Raw genomic sequence first — 18,230 nt, 5'->3', positions numbered from 1 at the left:
GTAGTTAATTTTGCCACTTTAGGCTTTCCATAATCTTTCTAATATCTTCTTCTAAGTATTTAGCGGCTGGAAGTACCGAGTCGTAATTAGGTTTGGTGTTAAAATATAATGACCCTGTTAGAAAGTGAGAAGTGCTATCGGTTACATAAAATTGAGAAGCCGAAGCCGCATTGCCTGTTACCAAATAAAACATTCCATAGACCTTATTATCTGGATTTACAAATGGCTGTTCTTGGATATTATCGGCCTTAGCTACATGCTCATAAGTAAGTTTTTGAGCATCTCGTAATAATTTGTCCAAATTGTTCTTAACGGGCTTATACGTAATATAGATACTCGCATTCATTTGCGGATAATCAACCGTCATGGAACAATTGTTAGAGGTCTTTACCGTTGTTTCTTTATTCACTTGAAAAATATAAGGACATACTTTCTTCTCTACTGAAACATAAGAAGCAGTAGGATATTCCAAACGAAGCATTCCATTAGGTTTTGGAACTGGATCATTTCCACATGAATATAAAACTACGCTTAAAATAAGTATGTTTATAAAGATTGTTTTTTTCAATGAAGTGTAACTTTTATTTGTTTGATTCGCTTTTTATCTAACGCTTCAATTTTAAAGGTAATATTATTGAAAACAATATTTTCTCCTTTTTTTGGGAAGCTTCCCGCTATTTCCAAAACAAATCCTGCTATGGTTTCAGATTCTCCTTTCTTTTCTTCAAAAATACTTTCATCTTCAATATCAATAACTCTATAAAAGTCTTTTAATGCTGTTTTTCCTTCAAAGACAAAGTTTTTTTCATCTAATTTAGAATAAACAAGATCTTCATCATCAAATTCATCACTAATATCTCCTACAATTTCTTCAATAATATCTTCTAAAGTTACCAAACCAGAAGTTCCTCCATATTCATCCACAACAATAGCTAAATGCTTTTTCATCTCTTGGAACTCCTTCAATAAATCGTCTAATTTTTTATTTTCAGGGACAAAATAAGGCTCTCTTTTTAAAGAAGTCCAATCAAAATTCTTTTTATCTAGATATGGCAATAAATCTTTTACATATAAAACTCCAGTTACATTGTCCATATTATCTTTAAAAACTGGAATTCTAGAATAGCCATTCTTAATAATCTCATCCACAATTTCCTGAAACTTCATCTCTTCATTTAATGCAAAAACATCTATTCGAGGCTGCATTACTTGTCGTGTATCCGTATTTCCGAAAGAAACAATTCCTTGTAAGATTTTCTGTTCTTCTATTGTTGTATCTTCCTCCGAGGTAAGTTCTAATGCATGAGAAAGTTGATCTATTGAAATATTGGTACGCTGTTTTCCTAATTTATCTTGTAAAAAGATGGTTATGGAGCGCATTGGCATACTTAAAGGATAGAAAAGTGTATCTAAAACATTCAAGGGATATGCCATAAAATAAGCAAATTTGAGCTTGTTTCTATTTGCATATACTTTTGGAAGAATTTCTCCAAAGAGCAAAATTAAAAAAGTAGCAACAACTACTTCCACAATAAAACGCACTTCTATAATTCCTAAAATTCTTCCCTCTAAGCCTCCGAAGAAAAAATTTCCGAGAGAACTAAACAATAATACAATGGCAATATTTATAAAATTATTGGCAACCAAAATAGTTGCTAATAACTTTTTTGGTTTGTCTAGTAGCTTTACAATTATGTTTCCTACGGTAGTTTTTTTGTCTTGGACGTCGTTAACATCTGTTTGAGAAAGTGAAAAAAAGGCTACTTCTGCTCCAGAAATAAGAGCAGAACAAGCAAGTAATACAACTAAAACTATCAATTTAATAATTGAAGTTGTGTCAATAAATAATAAAATTGAAAATAAACTCGAGGGCTCTGGGTCCAAAGGTTTTTGTTTTGATTAAACTTGGTTAAAATGGTAAATCGTCATCTGCATCTGGAGATAATGGCGATTGTTCCGATGCTTGATGATGCTGCTGAGGCGATTCTGTATTTTGGTTATTGCTACTTTGATTTTGACTAGGCGAAGAAGCATTTTGCTGAGCCCCTCCTGCACTTTCTCCTTTATTAGATAAGAAAGTAAAATCTGTTGCCTGTACTTCTGTGGTATATCTCATATTTCCATCTTCTCCCTGCCACTGTCTTGTTTTTAAGCGCCCTTCAATATAAACTTTATCACCTTTGCTTAAATATTTTTCACAAACTTCGGCAGCTTTATTACGTACTACAACAGTATGCCATTCGGTATTAGAAACACGCTCTCCTGTTTGTCTGTTTGTATACGTTTCATTGGTTGCTAGCGGGAAACGTCCAATACAATTGCCTCCTTCAAAATAATTCATTTTCACGTCGTCTCCTAAGTGACCAATCAGCATTACTTTATTTAACGTTCCACTCATAATATTATTTCTTAAAATCTATTTCGTTAATTTATAAATGTATTAAAAATTACTAAATTTTCATTGCAAAAAAATGGTAATTTACAAGATGTCCTTCAAATTGCAACTTCAACTTTAAAAGTATTTGTTTGCAATTAAAACGCACTAACTATTAAACCCAAACTCTTCAACAAAATTTGCAATTAGCACAGGTACAGGATAATCTCTTACATTATCTACAGAAATCCCGTTTTTTAATTCGCTCTGCAAAGTTACAATCCAAAACTGAGTATATATATGTTGATGTGATAATTTATGAACTTTAGACTCCCCATTATACAAGTTCACATCAAAAGTGTAGCCTTTTGTGTGTTTTAAAAAGTCTTCGTGCTTTATTAAATTGTCTATTTTTATTGCTGAAGAAGTTTCAATCAAAGGGAATTCATATAAATTAAGCCATATATCCTTCTTTGTTCGCTGCTGAAGGACTGTTTTTTTATCATCCGTAATAATTAAATAATTAAAATATCTCTTTTTAACCTTCGTCTTTTTTAATTTAACAGGAAGTAAAGAAATTTCGTTCTTATTAAAAGCAACACATTTAGACTGAAGCTCACAAATACTACAATCTGGAGATTGAGGTTTACATTGCTTTGCTCCAAACTCCATTAATGCTTGGTTGTAAGTGCCTGGGTCTTGAGTATCTATTAATTCTTCTGCCAAAGATTTAAAATATTTAACCCCTTCGGTACTATTAATTGGTAGATCTATCCCATAAAATCTAGCTAGAACCCTATATACATTCCCGTCTACAACAGGCGTTACTTCGTTATAACAAATAGAGGCAATAGCACTAGCCGTATAATCTCCCACTCCCTTTAGTTGTTTTAACTCCTTATAGTTATCAGGAAAGTTTCCATCAAATTCGAAAGCAACTTTTTTAGCTGTTGTATGTAAGTTTCTAGCTCTAGAATAGTAGCCAAGTCCTTGCCACAATTTCAAAACTTCTTCTTCCGAAGCCTGTGCAAGATCAAAAACTGTAGGATACTTTTCGGTAAACTTTAGGTAATAAGGGAGTCCTTGTTCCACTCTAGTCTGCTGAAGCATGATTTCAGAAAGCCATATATTGTACGGATTTTTGGTTGTTCTCCATGGTAAAATCCTTTTATTTTTATCATACCAATGCATGATAACGCCTTTAAAATCCATATGTTTCTTTATCGTGTACAAAAATAATAGCTTTATTTAGTTAAATTTTAATTATTTACAGTTTATTTATTGGGTAATTAATTTATATATTTGCATCCCCTAAATTTATAACACTGTAAACAAATATAAAAAAATGACTAAAGCAGACATTGTAGCTAAGATTTCAGAGAAACTTGGCATGGAAAAGGGAGATGTACAGGCAACTGTTGAATCCTTTATGGAAGAGGTGAAAAACTCATTAGAAAGCGGTGATAATGTTTACCTAAGAGGTTTTGGTAGTTTCATTATCAAAACTAGAGCAGAAAAAACAGGAAGAAACATTTCTAAAAACACAACTATTAAGATTCCTGCTCACAATATCCCAGCTTTCAAACCCGCAAAAGTATTTGTAGAGGGTGTTAAAACTAGCGTAGAAGTAAAATAAGTATTAATATAAAAAATTAAAGTCGATGCCAAGCGGTAAAAAAAGAAAAAGACATAAGGTAGCTACGCATAAGCGTAAGAAAAGAAGAAGAGCTAACCGTCACAAGAAAAAGTAGTTAGATAACTACTTTTTCTTTTTTATGTGATTGTATACTCATTATACAAACGTTCATTGAAAAAGAAATTTAATCTTAGCAAGAACGCTAGGGTAAATTTCGTTGGGTTTATTCAAAAAAACCTGTAGTAAAAATTTATTTCATTTTTTTTAGATGAAACAAATTTTATTGTTTAATCCATCAGTTTTGCAATTTTAATTCCTATTAAGGGTATAATACTAAGCAATTTTGTTTATTTATAATACTTTTCCGCGGAAAGCGTCGGAAAATTAAACCCTCTGTGAGGGAATTAAAATATCAAAACAGATAAAAATTCATTCAGAGTGAATAAAGAATTAATTGTAAGATCTAGTTCCTCTGACGTTGATTTTGCCATATTAAAGGATGGAAAACTTGTTGAATTACACAAGGAAGAAGAAAGTAGCGACTTCTCCGTGGGTGACATTATGCTTGCAAAAGTAAGAAAACCAGTTACTGGTTTAAATGCAGCTTTTGTAAATGTAGGATACGAAAAAGATGCATTTTTGCATTACCACGATTTAGGTCCACAATTAAGCTCCTTGTTGAAATTCATAAAACGTGTAAGCACAGGTAAATTAAAAGATTTCTCTTTAAAAGACTTCCCATTTGAAAAAGATATAGACAAGAATGGCGTAATAAACAACGTTTTAAAAGCCAATCAATCTATACTAGTACAAATTGTAAAAGAGCCTATTTCTACAAAAGGACCCCGAATTAGTTCTGAGCTATCTATAGCCGGAAGGTATTTGGTATTGGTTCCTTTTTCTGATCGAGTTTCTGTTTCTCAAAAAATAGAAAGTAAAGAAGAAAAAGATCGTTTAAAAAGGCTTGTACAAAGCATCCGCCCAAAAGGGTTTGGAGTGATTGTGCGAACAGTGGCAGAAGGCAAAAAAGTCGCCGAACTAGACAAAGATTTAAACAACCTGTTAGCAAAATGGACAGCGTTGTGCAAAAAAATTTATAAGGCAAATTATCCATCTAAAGTTTTAAGTGAAATGAATCGGGCAGCCTCTATTTTAAGAGATGTATTTAACGATGATTTTACTGGAATTTATGTAGATGACGAAACGCTTTATTTTCAAATTAAAGATTACTTGCATGAAATTGCACCAGAGAAAGAATCTATTGTAAAATTGTATGAATCAAATATTCCTATTTATGAAAAATATGGAGTTGAGAGACAAATAAAAACTTCTTTTGGACGAACCGTATCCTCCAGTAAAGGGGCGTATTTGGTTATAGAACACACCGAAGCATTACATGTTATAGATGTAAATAGCGGAAATCGTTCTAACAAAGCAAAGTCTCAAGAAGACACCGCCTTAGAGGTTAATCTAATTGCTGCTTCTGAAGTAGCACGCCAATTAAGATTACGAGATATGGGAGGCATTATTGTTGTTGATTTTATAGATATGGCAAATGCCGACAATCGAAGACAACTATTCGACCATTTAAGAGAAGAAATGCGAGACGATAGAGCCAAACACAAAATCCTACCTCCAAGTAAGTTTGGCCTCATACAAATTACAAGACAACGCGTAAGACCAGAAATGAATATTAAAACCCGTGAGGAAAACCCGAACGGAAATGGTGGTGAAATTGAAGCCCCAATTGTTTTAATAAACAAAATTACTTTCGATCTAGAACGCATCATGCAAAGCAAGAACAGTAAAAATGGAATTGTACTTAATACACACCCATTTATTGCTGCTTATTTAACAAAAGGATTTCCATCCGTACGTTTTAAATGGTTTTTAGAACATAAAAAATGGGTCAAGATTTTACCAAGAGATGCTTACACATATCTAGAATACCGCTTTAAAGATAAAGACGGTAATAATTTAAAATTTTAAAATATTTTTCTAAAACCACGCCATTCAAATAACTATTTGTAAGCGTGGTTTTTTTATTTACTCCACTAAAATTCAGGCTGTTAAGTTGATGTTTAATAAAATAAATTCCCTCGAAACAAGCCTACGAGGTATTCAATGGAAAATAATGTAATCCATTTCGATGTAGAGCTCTTCGGTAAACTCTGGACAAGCTTTGGGAAATAAAACCCTCAATGAGAGATTTAACTTTTGTTGATTCTTAAATTAACATGTGTTAATATTATTCTATAAACTATTAAATAACTTGCTCTTACTAACAAAATTAAATTTAGTTATGAGTCAGGTAAAAGCATATGCGGCATTGTCAAACGATGCAGATTTAATTCCCCATAAAATAGAACGTAGAAATACAAAAGAGAATGACGTAAAAATTGAAATAGATTTTTGCGGGGTTTGCCATAGTGATATCCACCAAGTACGAAACGATTGGAAAAACTCAAAATATCCTGTAGTTCCTGGTCACGAAATTATTGGTAGAGTTACAGAAATTGGATCCAAAGTAACAAAATTTAAAGTAGGAGATTTAGTAGGAGTAGGCTGCTTGGTTGATTCTTGCAAAGAGTGTAACTCTTGTAAAGAAGATCTAGAACAATATTGCGAAAATGGAGCAATACTAACTTACAATGGAAAAGATAAAGATTTGGGCGGGCATACCTTTGGAGGTTATTCTGAACAAGTAACTGTTAGAGAAGATTTTGTATTGAAAGTACCAGAAAATATAGATACAAAAGCTGCTGCACCACTTCTTTGTGCTGGAATTACAACATGGTCACCACTACGAGAATGGAATGTTAAAAAAGGAGACAAAGTTGGCGTTATTGGCTTAGGAGGACTTGGACATATGGGAATAAAATTTGCTCATGCTTTAGGCGCAGAAGTTATTATGATTACCACTTCTCCAGAAAAAGCAACTGATGCAAAATCTTTGGGGGCTGATGATGTATTAATCTCTAAAGACAACACCCAAATGCAAGAGCATACAGCTAGTTTTGACTTTTTATTAAATACTATCCCTGTTGGCCATGATATTAATCCATACCTAGGGCTATTAAAAAGAGATGGAACTATGGTATTAGTTGGTGCCATTGAGCCAATAGATCCTGTTCATGGTGGTGCATTAGTAATGGGTAGAAAACGTGTAGCTGGCTCAATGATTGGTGGTATTAAAGAAACTCAAGAGATGTTAGATTTCTGTGGAACGCATAATATTGTTTCCGATGTTGAGATGATAGACATCCAAAATATCAATACAGCTTTTGATAGGGTAGTAAAATCGGATGTAAAATACCGATTTGTTATTGATATGAAAAGCCTGAAAGAGGCATAAACAATTACCTATAAACAACTAGCCTTTCTCTGTTTGAGAAAGGCTAGTTGTTTTAACTCCAAACCCTTCTTATAAACTTCAAGAAATTTCCATGCATAATTCCTTGAATATCCTTTTCTGAATATCCACGTGCTTTTAGTAATTCTGGAATTTTTTGTAAATCGGCTATTGTATCTATATCATGTGGGCTTTGCTCTAATCCAAAACCGCCATCTAAATCGGAGCCTATTCCTACTTGAGAAGTATTTCCTGCAAGCTGACAAATATGATCGATATTATCTACCACTTGCTTCAAAGAAGCATCCATACTTTTAGGAGTAGATTTCCCTCGCACCCAATTAGGAACCATCATCCAAGCATCCATTACTACTCCAATTACAGCATTTCTTTTAAGCAATTCTTTAATTTGCTCATCAGAAAATTGCCTGTTATGATCTACTAAGGATCTACAATTATTATGACTTGCCCAAATGGCACCATTATAAACATCCAAAGCTTCCCAAAAACTTTGGTCGCATAAATGTGTGGCGTCTAAGATTAAGTTTAGTTTTTCAATTTCTCTAAGCAATTCCTTTCCTTTCTCACCTATTCCTCCTACAGAATCTGTCCCAAAAGCATAAGTTCCTGGTCCGTAATGCGCAGGACCAATAGCTCTCAATCCATATGCATGCGCTTTATGTAAATGCTCCATAGAAACTATAGAATCGGCTCCCTCTAAACTTAGAATAAAACCAATCGCTTTATTACAATCATCCGAATGATTCCAGTACTCCAAATGTGAGTCTAGCTCATTCACATTTCTAATCTGCTTCATCTCTCCTAGAGCTTCCATCTCCAAATACCAAGCTAATTGCGCTTGGGTTTGTGCCCATGCTTGTTGTGGAGAATTCCAACCTGGTAAGGGATTGTCTTTTTTTACATAACGTGCTATTTGCGTGGCTACACACACCCCAACATTCCCTTTTCGCATAGCATCCAAAGACACTGTATTTGCGGATCTCCCAGGCAAATCGGTCATACCTTTTTCATAAGCACGGATTTCTTCAACTGTCCATCGTAAGTCTCTATTCCAATCTATAGCATTCATGGAAAGATCTAGGTGCGCATCAAGTATAAACATATTTTTTTTTATTTTGAATGTTGAATGTTGAATGTTGAGTGTTGAGTGTTGAGTGTTGAGTGTTGAGTGTTGAGTGTTGAAATATAATCCTTTCTATATCCTACTAAATAGTTATTTTCTGATTTCTAGCCACTACGTCCCAAGTTCCTACAACAGCGTTATTTTTTACCACCTTAAGCTCTTGGTATTTTGCAACGGTAGGACAAATGTGCATCGGTACAGCATAAAAAACATCACCTATATTATATTTTTCAGGAGTTTTAGTTTTAACCACAAAATGCTCTTCACTCTGACTTACTTGCTCAAAGTCGTTTGGTTTTAAAAACTTTACTCTTGGAAAAGGCATCTCTGAGGCAAGCGATTTATGTCCTAAATCTAAACACAAAATCCCCTCAGAAGGTTTACTAATTATTCGAGTAACCAAAACTGCCGCATGAAGCATTTTCATTTCTGGAAACAAATCTCCATAGCCAGCGTCCCAAAGCAAGGTTGTACCAGGACTCAAATCGACATCATCCCTTAACGCATGTACTGGAAAAGAAGGAGAACCTCCCGCTATAATATGTTTTACATTGAAACTCTCTTTCTCCAACTTAGCTTTTAGCAATAAAACTTTTTCAAAAGCAGTATCGCAATCTTTTTTACGTTGATTAAAATTGGGGTTTCGTAAATGTCCATCGTATACATGGAAGCCTTCTGCAATAATATTCTCTGAAGCTATGAGCGATTTAAATAACTTAAAAGCTTTCTCATCTGGCACAATGCCTGTTCTATTCATCCCAACATTTACATCCATCCAAAGACCGACTTTCATACTTTTTTCACCTGCCAATTTATTAATTTGCTCAAGTATTAAATCATTATCTACAAGTGTTGAAAAATAAGAGTTTGGATAGGTTTCCTTCAGTTTAAAAAAGCGATTTATATTTTCAGCAACAGGTTGCATTGCCAGAAGAATTTCTTTGGCACCACATTTTGCCAATAACTCTGCTTCAGCAATAGTAGCACACTTAAATTTATTAATTCCTACCTCTTGTTGCAATTTTATTACCTCTGCAGTTTTATGCGTTTTTGTATGAGGTCTTAGTCGATTTACATCTCCTGAAATCTCAAGCATTCTTTGAATGTTTAATTTTATCCGCTCTGGAAATACTAGTAGCGCTGGTGTAGCAATTGTATCAATATTTAAAATTTCGTACCAATTCATATTTTCTATTTAACGTGAGTTCTATATATCAACATAGCGTATATTTAACCATATTATTTTCAATCACCTAAGTCAATTTTCATTTTTGTCTTGACACAAAAACGAAACAAAAAAGTCAAGACTGATTTAAAAAGCATGAGAAAATCTACGGAAACACCCTCCACAGATAAAAAGAACTCGCTACACTCAAACAGCTTTTTATCTATAGTCCCATACGGCTTCCTTGATTTTCAATGCTTTTTAAATAGGCCAGTTCTCTTATATTTTCATAATTCTTATGTCTAACTTACGTTATTTATGAAGTTCGAACATTGCTTCTATTTCTGCAGGAATATTATCGGGAAGCATCATTCCTACTGCACTACGAACTCCAATTCCGTGTTCTGCTCCAAAAATTTCCGCCATTAATTCGCTAAATCCATTTATTACTAAAGGATGTTTTCTAAAATCTGGGGTACAATTTACCATCCCCAATACCTTTACCACTCGTTTTATTTTATCAATATCTCCAAAATGAGTTTGAATAGTAGAAAGCATTGTGAGTGCTACTTGCCTAGCAGCAGCATATCCATCTTCTAAATTTACATCATCCCCTACTCTTCCAAACATCAAACTTCCATCGGTATTTACAGGTCCTTGTCCAGATACATACAAGAAATTATCTACTACCAAAACTGGGCGATATACTCCTGCTGGTTTTGGTGCTGGAGGCAGTATTAATCCTAATTCTTTTATTTTTTCTGAAGGCTTTTTCACACAAATAAATTTAAGTTAAACAATTGATTTTAGTAATGTTATTTCTTTAAACTACTTATTTTATGATAGTTAATATTTAGTCTTTGCTCTTTTTTCTTATAGCGAAGCGCTCTTGTATTTTTCTCGGACATTAATGCTCATTAATATATGTTTGATAAGTTCAGCAAACAAACTCTTTTCTTTTAGAAACTTATTAATTGCTTTCAATTACAGCGCCATCTTCTCGATACAAATCTACTTTTCCGTCCAAAAGCAACGCTAAAACAGTCATATTTTCATCTAAAACTGTATCTGGAACTTGAATGTATTTTATTCCTGGATATTCGCTCCAATACACACTTCCAACAACTTTATGAGAAAGCTTAGTGCCTTCTCCTACTACCCATATCCTATTTATGTCATTTTTTAATCCTCTTACAACAACTTCTCCTTCTGGATTTCCTTTTACAAAAAGATATAAAATATTTCCCTCCTTTGATAAGGTTGAAGCGCCATAAAAATGCTCTTTTGGTATTCCAGCCACTGTTCCATAAATAGCTTCTTTATGTTTAGAAGTCCATCTCCCCAAACCTTTTAAAATGGCAACTTGTTCTTTTGGAATAGAACCATCTGCCTTTGGACCGATATCTAACAATAAATTACCACCATTTCCAATAACATCTGTGAAAATGCCTATAATTTGGTTTAGTGATTTATAATCATGATCATTTTTTTGATACCCCCAAGAATTATTCATCGTCATGCATAACTCCCAGTATTCATCTTTTGGTCTAGTAATTGGCATTCCTTGCTCTGGAGTTGCATAATCTCCGTGTCCTTTTAATCTCGAATTTAAAATGGTATTTGGATTTTTATCTAATAACATTTGTCGCACTTTTGGAGCTTCCCATTCTTCCGAAGAATGCTCCCAATCGCCATCAAACCAGTATAAATCTGGATTATAATTATCCGACAATTCTTTTAATTGTCCTTGGTAAAATCTTAAAAACTTATCCCATCTCTTAGACTCCTCCCCAATTTTATACCGTATGCTATCTCGTGTAAAATGTGTATAATCTTGATATGACCAATCTGGAAGTGAGTAATAAATTCCAACCTTTAGATTGTTATTACGTAAAGCTGTAACAAAAGGAGTTAGAACATCTTTTTTAGCTGCTGCACTTTTTACCGCATCAAAATCGCCATAACGAGAATTCCAGAGTGCAAATCCGTCATGATGCTTAGAGGTAATAACAGAATATTTAGCTCCAGACTCTTTAATGAGATCTACCCATTCCTCTGGATTGTATTTGCTAGCTGTAAATCCGCTAGTTTGTTTTAAATAATCTTCATGAGAAATATAGCCATTATAAAAAGACCATGATTCGTCAATTCCATTTACAGAATACAAACCCCAATGAATAAAAACACCCAACTTAGCATCTCCAAACCACTGCATTTTATCTTTATCATCTTGAAACTGCTGAGCGTTTATACTAGTACTTGCTAGAAAAAATAGTACTAAAATTCTTAGATTCATATTTTATTTTTTTTCATTATTATCTAATAAAAGTAGACAGAATTTATTAAACTCCACTTGTTTCATAATTTAAAAAAGGCTTCCAAAATAGCCTCTTACTATTAAAAAGCATCTACAGAAAATAGATTTTAATAACGATATTTTTATAAGCTATTTATTTTATGATAGTTAAAATTTGGTCATTTTCCTTGTAGCGAAGCAGTCTTGTATTTTTCTTCTAACATTAATTATTTTATTAAACAAACATATTTAATAGTAAAACACCTAGAAGCCCCATTATTCCAACTGTAGTTTCCATAACCGTCCATGTAGAAAGTGTTTCTTTTACAGATAAATTAAAATATTCTTTGAAGAGCCAAAAACCACTATCGTTAACATGGGAGAGCATTAAACTCCCCGATCCAATAGCCAACACCATTAATTCTGCATTCACGCCATCTGCTTGTGCTAAAGTAGACACAATCCCAGCTGTTGTGAGTCCTGCTACGGTTGCAGAACCTACACAAACACGAATTACAGTTGCAATAAGCCATGCCAAAAGTAAAGGTGACAAACTAGAATCCTTTATTAAATCGGCAATATAATCGCTCACACCACTATCTACTAAAATTTGTTTTAAAGCCCCAGCACCCGCAATTATTAAAAGCACCATTGTAATACTAGAAATAGAAGCGGTAAGTGAATCCATTACTTCAGGCATTTTTTTCCCTCTAGAAAGTCCCAGCGTATAAATAGCTGTTAAAACTGCTATAAGCATTGCAATAACTGGGTTTCCTATAAAGCTAAAAATTTTAGCGACCAACAAGTCTTCCGCTAAAAAATGATTTGCAATTGTTGAAATCCCAATTAAAATTACAGGGAGTAATGCCGTAAAAATACTGATACTCATACTCGGCATCTGATTTTCCTCTAAAACAACTGGATTATAGAACTCTTTTAATGGAGTTGCATTTATTTTTTTGATGAGTTTAGTTCTAGAAAGTAATGGACCAGCTACAATAATAGCAGGAATTGCAACTATTATTCCGTAGACTAATGTTTTTCCAATATCTGCATTAAATTGATCGGCAATGGCTGTTGGTGCAGGATGCGGCGGTAAATACCCGTGAGTAACCGATAAAGATGCTAACATGGGTAAACCTACATATAAAAGTGGCATCTGCGTAGCTATAGCCACCGTAAAAACTAGCGGAATTAAAATAACGAAGCCAACAGAATAAAACATTGGTATTCCCACAATAAATCCTGTAAGTACAACTGCCCATTGAATGTTTTTCTTTCCGAATTTATCTATGAGTTTGGCTGTTATTTGCTGTGCTGCTCCACTATCGGCAACTAATTTTCCGAGCATAGCTCCGAGCCCTAAAATAAGTACTAAAAAACCAAGGGTATTTCCTATCCCTTTTTGAATAGAATCTACAACAACTAATATATCCATTCCCCCAGCTATTCCTACAAATAAAGAGACAATTATAAATGATAAGAAAGCGTTGAGTTTAAACTTGGCTATTAATAAAAAGAGCAGAAGGATTCCTAAAAGAACAATTAATAAAGGCATTAGTTGGCGGTAATTTTGTGGTTGATAATTGGTTTATAAAAATTAAACCTTCCGAATATAATAAAAATATTGAAGCCTTAGTTTAAGATTTAATAACATTAATGTCTGAGTAAAAATACAAGACCGCTTAGCTACAAGAAAAAAAACAAAAACCAAGCCTTAACTACCACAAAATAAGTGTTTTAAAAAAAATGTTACTAAAACCCTCTTTTTATTCATTTTATTAATAGGAAAGGGTCTATTTTGAAAACCTCATTTTGAACCTTGATACAAATGAAGTCCAATAAACTTCGTTAACTTTTATCGAACAACAATAAATCAACTACCTTGAAGCAAGCCTACGAGATATTTAAAGGAAAATAATTTAATCCATTTCGACATAGAACTTCGGGGATTAAAACCCTCAATGAGGGATTTAAAAATCATTTTTTTAAGATTAGTATTTTGAAAATATAAAAATTTACATTTACTTTGTTTTACAAAGTACTTTAAAATGAAAAACGATAATTATTTAAAAGATATAGGACACATTAAAGATATGATGAATCGCTCATCAAGATTTATCTCTCTCAGTGGTGTTTCAGGAATTTTTGCAGGTTGTTACGCTATTATTGGCGGACTATTTACCTATTACTATCTTTTCCCAAAACCACACGAGCAATTGAATTATGGGAGCACAAAGTTTTTTGAAATAATTTTAATAGCGTTACTAGTATTAGTATTGAGTATTGCTACTGCTATTTTTTTAACTTCTAGAAAAGCCAAAAAGCACAATGCAAAAATTTGGGATATTACTACTTATAGATTAGTTATAAACTTTTTAATACCACTAGTAACTGGTGGTATTTATATCATTTTAAAATTAAATAGTCAACATTACGGTCTCACAGCATCTCTTATGCTTATTTTTTATGGACTGGCGCTTGTTAACGCATCAAAATATACTATTGGAAATATAAAATACTTAGGAATTGCTGAAATTATTTTAGGACTTATTTGCGCTGCATTTCCTGGTTATGGTTTTTGGTTTTGGATGATTGGATTTGGGCTTTTTCATATCATTTACGGAAGTATTATGTTTGTTGAAGAAAAAAAAGCATCACATTGGGAATCATAGATAACATAAATAAATTATTTGACCACCGGGTACGTTTAGGCATCATGTCTGTTTTAGCAGTAAATGAAGCAGCCGATTTTAATCGTTTAAAAGAACTCTTAAATGTAACAGACGGAAACCTAGCGAGTCATTTAAAAGCACTTGAAAAAGCCGAATATATTTCCGTAGAAAAAACTTTTATTGGCAGGAAACCTCATACCAATTATAAAGCCACTAAAATTGGAAAACTAGAATTTAAAAAACATATAGAAGCGCTAGAAAAATTAATCAATTAATATTTTTTTAATCATATACTTTGAAATTCAAAGTACTTTAAATACAACAAAAATGGAACAAAAAAGAAGCAAATTAGTCACCTGGATACAAGAATCTATAACTGCAAAAATGTTTACGGTAGGGATGTTAATTCTAATTTTACTTATTCCGCTAGCATTTGTACAAGACCTCATCAAAGAACGCAAACATAGGCAAGAAGAAGTAGTAAGTGAGATTAACAATAAATGGGGAAATGAAATTATAATATCTGGACCTATTCTCAAGGTTCCTTATAAAGAAATAAAAGAAGTTAAATCTTTAAACAGCGAAACCAATTTGTATGATATTAAAAAGGAAGAATATACTCGCTACGCTTATTTTTTTCCGGAAACGTTAAATATTGATTCCAAAGTAAAAACTAAGCCTCTTAATAGAAGCATCTATAAGTCGGTTGTTTTTACCTCAGATATAACTGTGGAAGGAAAATTCCCTATTATTAATTTTGAATTGGAAGCTCTTCAACCAGAGAACATTCTTTGGAATAAAGCTACTGTTATTATTCAGACATCAAATTTAAAAGGAATCCGAAATACCGTAGAGACAGAGTTAGGAAATGAGAAGTTTTCTATGGCTCCAATTTATAACAATTCGGCACTAAACACTATTGAAAGTAGTTCTATTGATAATTTTTCTATGATGAACCAGAAAGCAATAAATTTTAAATTCGAACTTAAAATTAATGGAAGTGAGGCAGTAAAGTTTATTCCAATAGGGAAAACAACCAAAGCCTCCATAGCGTCCAACTGGGCATCTCCAAGCTTTGACGGAATGTTTTTACCCGAAGATGGTTCTAGAGAAATCTCAAAAGATGGATTTAAAGCTTCATGGAAAGTGTTGCAAATAAACAGGCAATTTGAGCAAACTTTTTACAACTCGCTGCCAGATTTAACTCCCTTTGCATTTGGTGCAAACCTTATTATACCTGTAAATGAATATGCTAAAAGTGAACGTGCCTCAAAATATGGATTCTTGGTAATTGGACTCACATTTCTAGTATTTCTACTCATTCAATTAGTTAGTAAAGTATACATCCATCCTTTTCAATATGTAATGATTGGACTGGCACTGGTTATGTATTACACCCTGCTGATATCTATTTCTGAACATAGCTCCTTTTTAAAAGCGTATGTTATTGCAACACTTGCTGTATTGGCCTTGGTTTCATTATATTCTAAATCCATCTTAAAAAGCAACAAGTTTGCGGGCTTAATCGGAATATCCCTATTTGCTTTATATGGATTTATATATGTAATTATTCAATTAGAAGATTATGCACTGTTAGTAGGAAGCATTGGATTATTTGTAATTCTAGCTGCCATTATGTATTTCTCTAAAAAAATAGATTGGGAGAATAAGTAATATAAAACTACCGCATTTGGAATTTAATAAATATATCCAAATGCGGTAGTTTTATATTTATTACTACTATTATTATTTTGTGGAACGCGATACAATCGCGCACCAGCGGAGGTGTTATATTGTTATAGTATTTCCCTAGTCTTGTTTACTATTTGTGTATTCTGACATCCCCCTAGCCCACTTTAAAGGGGGAATTTGATTTGGGTTTCCGCATCTACTAACCTCTTCAAAGGGGAATTTACTCGTGCTCCGCATAACTATCCCCTTGAGGGGATTATAGGGGTGTAAGGGTGTTTATTTCACTTTTTCCTCATTTCAGCCACCGTTTCTTCTATTACGAGTAATACCTCCGTTTCCGCACAAATCCTTTCGCGTGGTAGTTATCCTTTATTGCTCCTAAAAACGCATGTGATTTGTCATAATACCTTGTGGAACGCGATACAATCGCGCACCAGCGGGAAGAATAATGTATGGCTGTCTAAAAAGTAAATTATAGTTATCAAACTTCTAAAAATCCCTCAAACCCCTATCCTTCGTCAAGTTTAGAATAACACATACCGTTTAATTGCTTTTTAAACAGCTACATTTACTTAAACCTTAATATAAATTTTCTTCTTATCCATATAATAAGCAATTAACCAAAGGATCATTGTAAAAACCAATGCAAACATTAAAGAGCCAAATAGATTGCCCATCCACGACATAAATACGTTCTCAGCAATCCATCCATAAGCCGAAGTTTCTCCTATAGAAAAAGTGAATAATAAGGTTGCAAATACCCCTGAAAGAATATAAATAAACAAAGGATTTTTACCGAATACCTCAAAAAAATAGGTCCAACTCCGCTTCTTCAAAATTTCAATAACAAACACTAAAATAGAGAGCACCATAACATCAATTCCCACAGTTAATAAAACATAAGAACTTGTCCAGAGCTTTTTATTGATAGGCAATAACAAATCCCACCCTAGGGCAAGAAAAATTAATACCCCACCTACCATAGTTAGTTTTGCAATAGCTTCATATGTTTTTCCTTTTTGCTGAAGAAAAACACCAGCAAAATATCCAGCAATTACATTTACAATAGCAGGTAATGTGCTTAAAACTCCTTCGGGATCAAACGGAAAACCTTCGCCTTTATACATATGAGAAGAGCCTATTAGCCATAAATCTGCTTTTATAGCAGCATTTCCTTGCATAGTAAGATCTCCAAATAATAATAAAATTATATGGTATCCAACTAAGGCAATTACACTAAATATTAATACTCCTTTTGGTTTCCAATAATGAAGTATGAGCGCTGCAAAACAATAACATAACGCTATGCGTTGTAATACCCCAAATATTCTAGTTTCGGAGATTGGTTTTAATGCTCCATCTTTAAAAAATGGAAACCAATACAATAGAAATCCTATTAAAAAGATAAGGAAAGTACGCTTAAAAACTTTTTTAAGAAATGCTGTATTTCCTATTTCTTCAAACTTTTTAAGACTAAAACTCATTGCATTTCCTACGACAAATAAAAAGGTAGGAAAAACTAAATCGGTTAGCGTAAATCCGTTCCAAGGTGCATGGTGTAATGGTTTATAAATAAAACTCCAAGAGCCAGGAGTATTAACAATTATCATTAAAAAAAGAGTAAGTCCTCTAAATACGTCTAACGATAAATAGCGTTCTTTAAGTTGTTTCAAAATTGGTTAGTTAAATTAGTAAAACTAAATATAAGTAAATTCTTTTAGTTATCTACCTCCCCCATGGTAGCTCAAGTGTCGCTCGTGCCCATTACATAATTCCCAAATACCCTAGCCGCACAAATCCTTACGTGTGGTAATCCCCTTGGAACGCGATACAATTGCGCACCATCGTGGGTTTTACATCCCCCTAGCCCCCTTCCAAGGGGGGATTAATTCGGAC

16 protein-coding genes are annotated in these 18,230 nt (G+C 33.3%); 6 read left to right on the top strand and 10 right to left on the bottom strand.

The genetic code is table 11. The features are described 5' to 3' along the window. Window positions 1-4 precede the first annotated feature (4 nt). The 4 genes from gldD to mutY all read right to left on the bottom strand — a co-directional run bounded on the left by gldD (window position 5) and on the right by mutY (window position 3,586). Window positions 5-568 (bottom strand): gliding motility lipoprotein GldD, encoded by a 564-nt coding sequence (gene gldD / locus AC13CQ_RS17205; protein ID WP_474507640.1) that lies wholly within the window; start codon window positions 566-568, stop codon window positions 5-7. Then, on the bottom strand, window positions 565-1,884 hold the full coding sequence (locus AC13CQ_RS17200; RefSeq protein WP_474506546.1) for a gliding motility-associated protein GldE: 1,320 nt from the start codon (window positions 1,882-1,884) through the stop codon (window positions 565-567). Before AC13CQ_RS17200 ends, gldD begins: the two co-directional genes overlap by 4 nt. A 25-nt stretch (window positions 1,885-1,909) precedes the next feature. Further along, entirely contained in the window at window positions 1,910-2,398 is a 489-nt protein-coding gene (locus AC13CQ_RS17195; RefSeq protein WP_008611921.1) for a single-stranded DNA-binding protein, read from the bottom strand. A 144-nt stretch (window positions 2,399-2,542) separates the two neighbouring features. After that, window positions 2,543-3,586: an A/G-specific adenine glycosylase gene (gene mutY, locus AC13CQ_RS17190; protein ID WP_474507646.1), complete on the bottom strand. Its 1,044-nt coding sequence runs from the start codon at window positions 3,584-3,586 to the stop codon at window positions 2,543-2,545. Between the two features lie 103 nt (window positions 3,587-3,689). Here mutY and AC13CQ_RS17185 point away from each other — a divergent pair, with 103 nt between their 5' ends. From AC13CQ_RS17185 to AC13CQ_RS17175, 3 genes are all read left to right on the top strand, one after another. Continuing rightward, entirely contained in the window at window positions 3,690-4,010 is a 321-nt protein-coding gene (locus tag AC13CQ_RS17185; protein ID WP_280985323.1) for an HU family DNA-binding protein, read from the top strand. A gap of 438 nt (window positions 4,011-4,448) precedes the next feature. After that, on the top strand, window positions 4,449-5,999 hold the full coding sequence (locus tag AC13CQ_RS17180; RefSeq protein WP_474507639.1) for an Rne/Rng family ribonuclease: 1,551 nt from the start codon (window positions 4,449-4,451) through the stop codon (window positions 5,997-5,999). Between the two features lie 313 nt (window positions 6,000-6,312). Further along, complete coding sequence (locus AC13CQ_RS17175; protein ID WP_474506547.1) at window positions 6,313-7,365, top strand: NAD(P)-dependent alcohol dehydrogenase; 1,053 nt, start codon at window positions 6,313-6,315, stop codon at window positions 7,363-7,365. A 52-nt stretch (window positions 7,366-7,417) separates the two neighbouring features. On the opposite strand, the gene AC13CQ_RS17170 is transcribed toward AC13CQ_RS17175, so the two are convergent. From AC13CQ_RS17170 to AC13CQ_RS17150, 5 genes are all read right to left on the bottom strand, one after another. After that, complete coding sequence (locus AC13CQ_RS17170; protein ID WP_474506548.1) at window positions 7,418-8,485, bottom strand: dipeptidase; 1,068 nt, start codon at window positions 8,483-8,485, stop codon at window positions 7,418-7,420. A 103-nt stretch (window positions 8,486-8,588) separates the two neighbouring features. Continuing rightward, window positions 8,589-9,692, bottom strand: coding sequence for a D-TA family PLP-dependent enzyme (locus AC13CQ_RS17165; protein WP_474506549.1), 1,104 nt, complete (start codon window positions 9,690-9,692; stop codon window positions 8,589-8,591). 291 nt (window positions 9,693-9,983) lie between these two features. Beyond that, on the bottom strand, window positions 9,984-10,448 hold the full coding sequence (locus tag AC13CQ_RS17160; protein WP_008611907.1) for a RidA family protein: 465 nt from the start codon (window positions 10,446-10,448) through the stop codon (window positions 9,984-9,986). 193 nt (window positions 10,449-10,641) lie between these two features. Then, window positions 10,642-11,967 carry an alpha-L-fucosidase gene (locus AC13CQ_RS17155; protein ID WP_335587201.1) on the bottom strand — a complete coding sequence of 442 codons (1,326 nt, stop codon included), beginning with the start codon at window positions 11,965-11,967 and terminating at the stop codon, window positions 10,642-10,644. A 235-nt stretch (window positions 11,968-12,202) separates the two neighbouring features. Further along, window positions 12,203-13,525 carry a gluconate:H+ symporter gene (locus tag AC13CQ_RS17150; protein ID WP_456868203.1) on the bottom strand — a complete coding sequence of 441 codons (1,323 nt, stop codon included), beginning with the start codon at window positions 13,523-13,525 and terminating at the stop codon, window positions 12,203-12,205. A 493-nt stretch (window positions 13,526-14,018) separates the two neighbouring features. On the opposite strand from AC13CQ_RS17150, the gene AC13CQ_RS17145 reads away from it, so the two are divergent. The 3 genes from AC13CQ_RS17145 to creD are packed head-to-tail and all read left to right on the top strand — an operon-like array spanning window position 14,019 to window position 16,316. Beyond that, window positions 14,019-14,642: a hypothetical protein gene (locus AC13CQ_RS17145; RefSeq protein WP_474507247.1), complete on the top strand. Its 624-nt coding sequence runs from the start codon at window positions 14,019-14,021 to the stop codon at window positions 14,640-14,642. Then, on the top strand, window positions 14,630-14,917 hold the full coding sequence (locus AC13CQ_RS17140; RefSeq protein ID WP_008611903.1) for a winged helix-turn-helix domain-containing protein: 288 nt from the start codon (window positions 14,630-14,632) through the stop codon (window positions 14,915-14,917). Before AC13CQ_RS17145 ends, AC13CQ_RS17140 begins: the two co-directional genes overlap by 13 nt. 52 nt (window positions 14,918-14,969) lie before the next feature. Next, entirely contained in the window at window positions 14,970-16,316 is a 1,347-nt protein-coding gene (gene creD / locus AC13CQ_RS17135) for a cell envelope integrity protein CreD (protein WP_474507246.1), read from the top strand. A gap of 590 nt (window positions 16,317-16,906) precedes the next feature. On the opposite strand, the gene AC13CQ_RS17130 is transcribed toward creD, so the two are convergent. Beyond that, window positions 16,907-18,007 carry an acyltransferase family protein gene (locus AC13CQ_RS17130; RefSeq protein ID WP_474507245.1) on the bottom strand — a complete coding sequence of 367 codons (1,101 nt, stop codon included), beginning with the start codon at window positions 18,005-18,007 and terminating at the stop codon, window positions 16,907-16,909. Window positions 18,008-18,230 lie beyond the last annotated feature (223 nt).

Source organism: Galbibacter sp. L-19 (assembly GCF_056857615.1).
The sequence above is the reverse complement of the archived record's forward strand: the minus strand, read 5'-3'. Positions and strand labels throughout refer to the sequence as shown.

What these genes read in the sequence shown, in the direction of transcription:
- AC13CQ_RS17150 (WP_456868203.1), bottom strand. Translation starts at nt 13,525, where the DNA reads ATGCCTTTATTAATTGTTCTTTTAGGAATCCTTCTGCTCTTTTTATTA.
- AC13CQ_RS17145 (WP_474507247.1), top strand. Translation starts at nt 14,019, where the DNA reads ATGAAAAACGATAATTATTTAAAAGATATAGGACACATTAAAGATATG.
- AC13CQ_RS17170 (WP_474506548.1), bottom strand. Translation starts at nt 8,485, where the DNA reads ATGTTTATACTTGATGCGCACCTAGATCTTTCCATGAATGCTATAGAT.
- AC13CQ_RS17165 (WP_474506549.1), bottom strand. Translation starts at nt 9,692, where the DNA reads ATGAATTGGTACGAAATTTTAAATATTGATACAATTGCTACACCAGCG.
- AC13CQ_RS17155 (WP_335587201.1), bottom strand. Translation starts at nt 11,967, where the DNA reads ATGAATCTAAGAATTTTAGTACTATTTTTTCTAGCAAGTACTAGTATA.
- creD (WP_474507246.1), top strand. Translation starts at nt 14,970, where the DNA reads ATGGAACAAAAAAGAAGCAAATTAGTCACCTGGATACAAGAATCTATA.
- AC13CQ_RS17195 (WP_008611921.1), bottom strand. Translation starts at nt 2,398, where the DNA reads ATGAGTGGAACGTTAAATAAAGTAATGCTGATTGGTCACTTAGGAGAC.
- mutY (WP_474507646.1), bottom strand. Translation starts at nt 3,586, where the DNA reads ATGGATTTTAAAGGCGTTATCATGCATTGGTATGATAAAAATAAAAGG.
- AC13CQ_RS17175 (WP_474506547.1), top strand. Translation starts at nt 6,313, where the DNA reads ATGAGTCAGGTAAAAGCATATGCGGCATTGTCAAACGATGCAGATTTA.